At 39.1% G+C, this 5,372-nt stretch carries 7 protein-coding genes; 1 reads left to right on the forward strand and 6 read right to left on the reverse strand.

Annotated features, from left to right (window positions below):
- The first annotated feature begins 126 nt into the window (after window positions 1-126).
- The gene (locus U0M88_RS08030) at window positions 127-558 is read left to right on the forward strand and encodes a hypothetical protein (RefSeq protein ID WP_331869491.1); all 432 of its coding nucleotides are present in this window, start codon (window positions 127-129) and stop codon (window positions 556-558) included.
- A gap of 89 nt (window positions 559-647) precedes the next feature.
- On the opposite strand, the gene U0M88_RS08035 is transcribed toward U0M88_RS08030, so the two are convergent.
- From U0M88_RS08035 to U0M88_RS08060, 6 genes are all read right to left on the reverse strand, one after another.
- Window positions 648-938, reverse strand: coding sequence for an HU family DNA-binding protein (locus U0M88_RS08035; RefSeq protein WP_167698195.1), 291 nt, complete (start codon window positions 936-938; stop codon window positions 648-650).
- 1 nt (window position 939) lies between these two features.
- The gene (locus U0M88_RS08040; protein WP_331869492.1) at window positions 940-1,935 is read right to left on the reverse strand and encodes an NAD(P)H-dependent glycerol-3-phosphate dehydrogenase; all 996 of its coding nucleotides are present in this window, start codon (window positions 1,933-1,935) and stop codon (window positions 940-942) included.
- Between the two features lie 10 nt (window positions 1,936-1,945).
- Window positions 1,946-3,253: a ribosome biogenesis GTPase Der gene (gene der / locus U0M88_RS08045; RefSeq protein ID WP_195221889.1), complete on the reverse strand. Its 1,308-nt coding sequence runs from the start codon at window positions 3,251-3,253 to the stop codon at window positions 1,946-1,948.
- 14 nt (window positions 3,254-3,267) lie between these two features.
- A complete protein-coding gene (gene cmk, locus U0M88_RS08050) occupies window positions 3,268-3,924 on the reverse strand; it encodes a (d)CMP kinase (RefSeq protein ID WP_168965833.1) in 657 nt (218 codons plus the stop codon).
- Window positions 3,925-3,927: 3 nt separating this feature from the next.
- On the reverse strand, window positions 3,928-4,875 hold the full coding sequence (locus U0M88_RS08055) for a hypothetical protein (RefSeq protein ID WP_331869493.1): 948 nt from the start codon (window positions 4,873-4,875) through the stop codon (window positions 3,928-3,930).
- 80 nt (window positions 4,876-4,955) lie between these two features.
- A partial coding sequence (locus U0M88_RS08060; protein ID WP_331869494.1) for a DNA repair protein RecO C-terminal domain-containing protein occupies window positions 4,956-5,372 on the reverse strand: 417 nt, incomplete at its 5' end.

Genomic DNA, 5,372 nt, shown 5'->3' on the forward strand with positions numbered 1-5,372 from the left:
ATTTGTTTGCGGTAATTCCACAATACTATGAATTTTTTAACCAAAGTATAATGGTAAATCCACGATGCAACAAATTAAGGAAGGTTACTTTTTTTATCCCTCCTTCGTCATTTCATATTGTCTATAGTGCGTTATTTTGCGTTAAAAAAGGGTTGTACGATTGTTACCCCATCCATCCGTATTGCGCAAAGCCTGTTAGCTTTAAAACACGAAATTCTGTTTATTGGCGGCCTGATTCAGAAAAAAGGAAGTACGACAACAGGTGCCTTTGCCTTAGACAATTTAAGGCATGTCAAGATCGATACGGCATTCATGGGTACCGATGGCTTTAAAGATTGTCAGGGACCGACTACATTCTCTTTTCAGGAGTTATCGGTGAAACAAAAAGTGATCGAACAGTCTAAACAAAAGATCTTGGTCTGTGATCGTTCTAAATTCTTTAAGACCGGTACATATCCATTTGCTCGTTTCAGCGATTATGATAAGATCATAACCAATCCAATCGATCCAAAAGAAAAGGCAATGATCGATTCCGCTAAAGAAATCGTCATCGCCTGATTTTCTTAAATCAATAAACCAAGAATCATTGATCCAATTACAAGAAAACAGAATAATAGAATGAAGAAACGCTTTAAAAATACCATGATTTATTTTTTATTACAGAGATTTTTTAATGTCTGACTTGGCTTAAACTTTGGCAGCTTGGTTGCCTGGATCTTCATTCTTTCTTTTGTGACAGGATTAATTCCCATTCTCTCTTTGCGATCAAAGATGATGAACTTGCCAAAGCCGGAAATATCAACTTCTCCATCACTGGCTAACGCCAGAGACATCTCTTGAAAGATTCTTTCTACCGCATGACCGGCGTCTTTTCTGGAAATCTTCAGTTCTTGATAAATCACCTCAGCCAAAGCTTCTTTATTTACATATTTTGCCATGTTAAAACTCCCTTTTCAGCTCTCGCAGCATTAAGTCATTGGCACATGTCTTTGGCTCTTTACCTTCGTATAGAATCTGATAGACTTCCTCACAGATTGGCATATCGATTCCATTTTCCTTAGATACATTGTGAACGATCTTCGCAGTACGAATCCCTTCCACTGTCTTTTTATTGTTCTTTAAAAAGTTTTCTACTGTATTTTCCTTACCGATCTGATAACCGGCTGAAAAATTGCGGGAATGAATGCTTGTACAAGTGACGATCAAGTCTCCGATTCCGGTAAGCCCCATAAACGTCTGCTGCTGGCCACCAAACGCCATTCCATAACGAATCATCTCCTGTAAGCCACGGGTGATCAAAGCCGCTCTGGTGTTATCCTGATAGCCCAGGCCGGATAAGATTCCGGAAGCAATAGCCATAACATTTTTGATGGCTACACCTAATTCACTGCCCACTTCATCGCTTCCTGTATAAATACGAAGGTAATGATTGGAAAATAGCTGCTGCACAACAATCGCATCTTCTTCATTGAGGCTGACCGCATCGATCGTTGTCAATAAACGAATGATTACTTCTTCGGCATGACTAGGTCCGATCAAAGAAACAACACTGCTTAAATGATCGGCAGAAATACAACGACGAATCACCTGCGACATTCTTTCGTTGGTTGTTGGATGAAACCCTTTGGATACATTGACAATGATCGTTTTCTTTGTCAATAGCAGATCAATTTGTTGACAAATGGATTCAATCGCTATCGTCGGTACTGCCAGTAATACAACATCGGCCTCTTTGACTACGTTAATATCCATAGTAGCCTTTAAGGAAGGATTGATACTGACATCTTCAAAATATTTGGAGTTTTTATGATGAAGATTGATATCATCCACTTCCGATTTTTCAATACCATATAATATGACATCTCGTTGATTGTCTTCTAAAACCTGTGCAAGGGCTGTTCCCCAGCTCCCGCTTCCGATCACTACTGTTTTCAAATCAAACACCTCAACTTTTCTTTCGTGCTATAATATGAATCGGTGTGCCTTCAAATCCAAAGGCTTCCCGAATTTTATTCTCGATATATCGCTTATAGCTAAAATGCAATAATTCCGGATCGTTTACAAATAGAACAAAGGTTGGCGGTTCTACGCTGACCTGTGAAGAATAATAGATCTTTAACTGCTTGCCGTTATGCGGCTTGGCAGGATTCATCATTTGCGCATCCAAGATCACATCGTTTAATACATTGGTTTGAATACGCAAGCTGCAGTTTTCATGCACCTGATTGATCAACGGCAGTAATTGATTGACTTTTTGATGTGTCAAAGCCGATACAAAGGCAATTGGTGCATAATCTAAATAAACAAATTGCACACGAATTTCTTTCTCGATCTTAGCCATTGTTTTCTCATCTTTTTCTACAGTATCCCATTTATTATAGACAATGATGACACCTTTTCCAGCTTCATGAGCTAAACCGGCCACGTGTTTATCTTGTTCACGAATTCCTAAAGAACCATCAATTAAGAATAAAACGACATTGCTTCGATCAATTGCGCTTAATGCACGTAAAATGGAATATTTTTCAATATTCTCATAAATCTTTCCTTTTTTGCGAATACCGGCTGTATCGATGATCATGTATTCCTGTCCATCGTAAGTAAACGGTGTATCGATCGCATCGCGTGTCGTTCCTTCTACATTGGAAACAATAACACGGTCTTCTTTTAAGATCGCATTGACCAAAGAACTTTTTCCGACATTGGGACGTCCGATCACACAAAAAGACGTCATTCCTTCATAAGGAGATAATTTCTTTTCCGGCATAACTCTGGTGATCTCATCCAATACATCACCTAAACCGATACCATGGGCGCTGCTGACACAGAATGGATCCTGTAATCCCAAAGCATAAAATTCATACGCATCTAAGCGTAATTTTTCATTATCTACCTTATTGACAACTAACACGATGGGCTTGCCAGACTTCTGTAGTTTTTTGGCAATGACCATATCATCGGTCATAACACCTTCTTTACAGGAGACAAGAAAAACAATGACATCAGCTTCCTCAATCGCAATATCCACCTGCATATTGATTTCCTGTGCAAATGGCTGATCCTCAATCTGAATTCCACCGGTATCAATGATACGATAGGTTTTCGTGAGCCATTCTACTTCTCCATAGATACGATCTCGTGTCACTCCCGGTGTATCATCAACAATGCTTTTTCTTTGTCCAATCAAGCGATTGAAGAAGGTTGATTTCCCGACATTAGGGCGTCCGACGATCGCAATGGTACCCTGGATCATAAAATCACTCCTCTCTATACTTTTTCATCAATTATTTTTTGAATTTCTTCTACAACTTCCTCAATAGTCATATCCGAAGTATCAATGACCTGTGCATCTTCGGCTACTTGTAAAGGCGAATTTTCACGATGCGAATCTTGATAGTCACGTGCTACGATATCTTGAAAGATCGTCTCATAATCCGCATCAATACCTTTAGAAATGTATTCCTGATAACGACGCTGCGCTCTAGCCTTACTGGAGGCATCCATATAGATTTTAACCTCGGCATCCGGCAATACGACGCTGCAGATATCTCTTCCATCCAGAATATAGCCTTTATTCTTGGCAATCTGTTGTTGCAAAGAAACTAGCTTTTTACGCACAGCATTCAAAGCCGAAAACTTCGATGCTGCCATGGATATCTCATTCATACGAATTTCTTTGGATACATTTTCTCCATTTAAAAACACTTGATCCTCCTGAAAAGAGATATCTATATTTTCCAATGCGTCCAACAGTTCTTTTTCGTTATTTACATCCACCTTGTTTTTTAACAGATAGTAGGCAACGCATCGATACATAGCACCGGTATCTAAATGTATCATATGATAGGCATCGGCTAATAAATTGGCAATGGTACTTTTCCCGACCCCACTGGGGCCATCAATCGCAATATTAAATTTTGGCATGCTTTAGGCTCCTATTTGCGTAATGAAGTAGAAGGTAGCTGCTAAAGAAGCAATCAAAAGTAAGACTAAAACAACTAAGATCACATTGATGATCATACCTGATTTGCTCTTTGGCTCATTTTCCATCTCTTCCAAATCACGAGTGCTCATACGAATTTTTGCCGATGGCATTTCTTGTGAATCCTGAACTTTTTTCGATTTTGATTTTTTAGCCTTATGTGTTTTTGTTCGTTTTGGCTGTGCCTCTTTTTTAGGCTGTTCTAAAACCTCTTCTTGTTTTGAAGGTTTTGTCGTATCGAAGAGACTTAAATGATCGGTATCTGCCGTATCGTCCGCTAAAATATCCTGACTTCCCAGAACAATATTCGTATAAGTTGCTTCCGGTGACTGGTCCTCATCTTCTTGCGCCACATAGCTTTGTACGGAAGCTTCCATACCGACTTTCGGTTCTTCTACGATTTCCGGTTTTGTCTGGATAGGGTTGATACGCGTCAACTTCTGATATGGCATATAGGTAGCCACACCATCCACATCTTGTTCGATTTCCGGTTTCTGGATCTTCATTGTACCGCCGGTTTCTTCTTCCTCCATTGGTACGATATGCGTATTTCTGTGCATAGAAGAAGGTTTTTGATCCAGCTGACGCAAAATGTTGATCTGTGTATCATCCGTTATACGATTTCCCTGATCAATGTTATAGCGTTTCACTTCCCCTAACAGATCTTCCATGACCGGGCTGTTGTTGTTAGTCGCCTCTTGTGCAGATGATCTGGAAGGGACTGCCGACACATTTAAATCATTGGCATGTGCCAACGCCTTGTGTTGTGTTCTGGATAAGCGTGCAAACCCTGTCTGTTGATTGATTTTATCTTCCTGAGCAGCTGTCGTTTCTTCATCCAGCCGATTTCTTAAATCTTCATACCGTTTTGTTCTTGATAATTTTTCTGCCATAAGATCCTCCCAAGCATTCTTTTAACATTATACAAAATCTGATTCAATTCTACAATATGCTTTACATAAAGCTATTTTCTCTATAAGTCAACTACTGTCTTTAAAAATTTCAAACCAGCCAGATGAGTTTGTTCAAATCGTTCATACCAATCCGCCCAAAAGATGCAGTCTTTGATTTCAAAATGACAGTTTTCAATTAAAACATCGATATTTTTCGAAGATGCCTTGAATAAAAGATAAACTTTTCTCATGTCCGCTTTATTCATTTTTATGCCATTTTGATTACAATAATGACATAAAAAGCCACCTTCTTTGATACTCAGCGTTTCTAAAGCATCTTTTCGATGACAAAGAGTACAACCATCGACAAATGGCTGAATACCTTCTGCACATAAGATTTCTTTTAATACAAAACAACCATAAGCAAAGACAGAATTTCTTTGGTCCTGAACCACTTTTAAATATTCCAAAAACGCTTCCAACAACAAAGGACTGGG

Source organism: Faecalicoccus sp. (assembly GCF_036552745.1).
Lineage (GTDB): Bacteria > Bacillota_I > Bacilli_A > Erysipelotrichales > Erysipelotrichaceae > Faecalicoccus.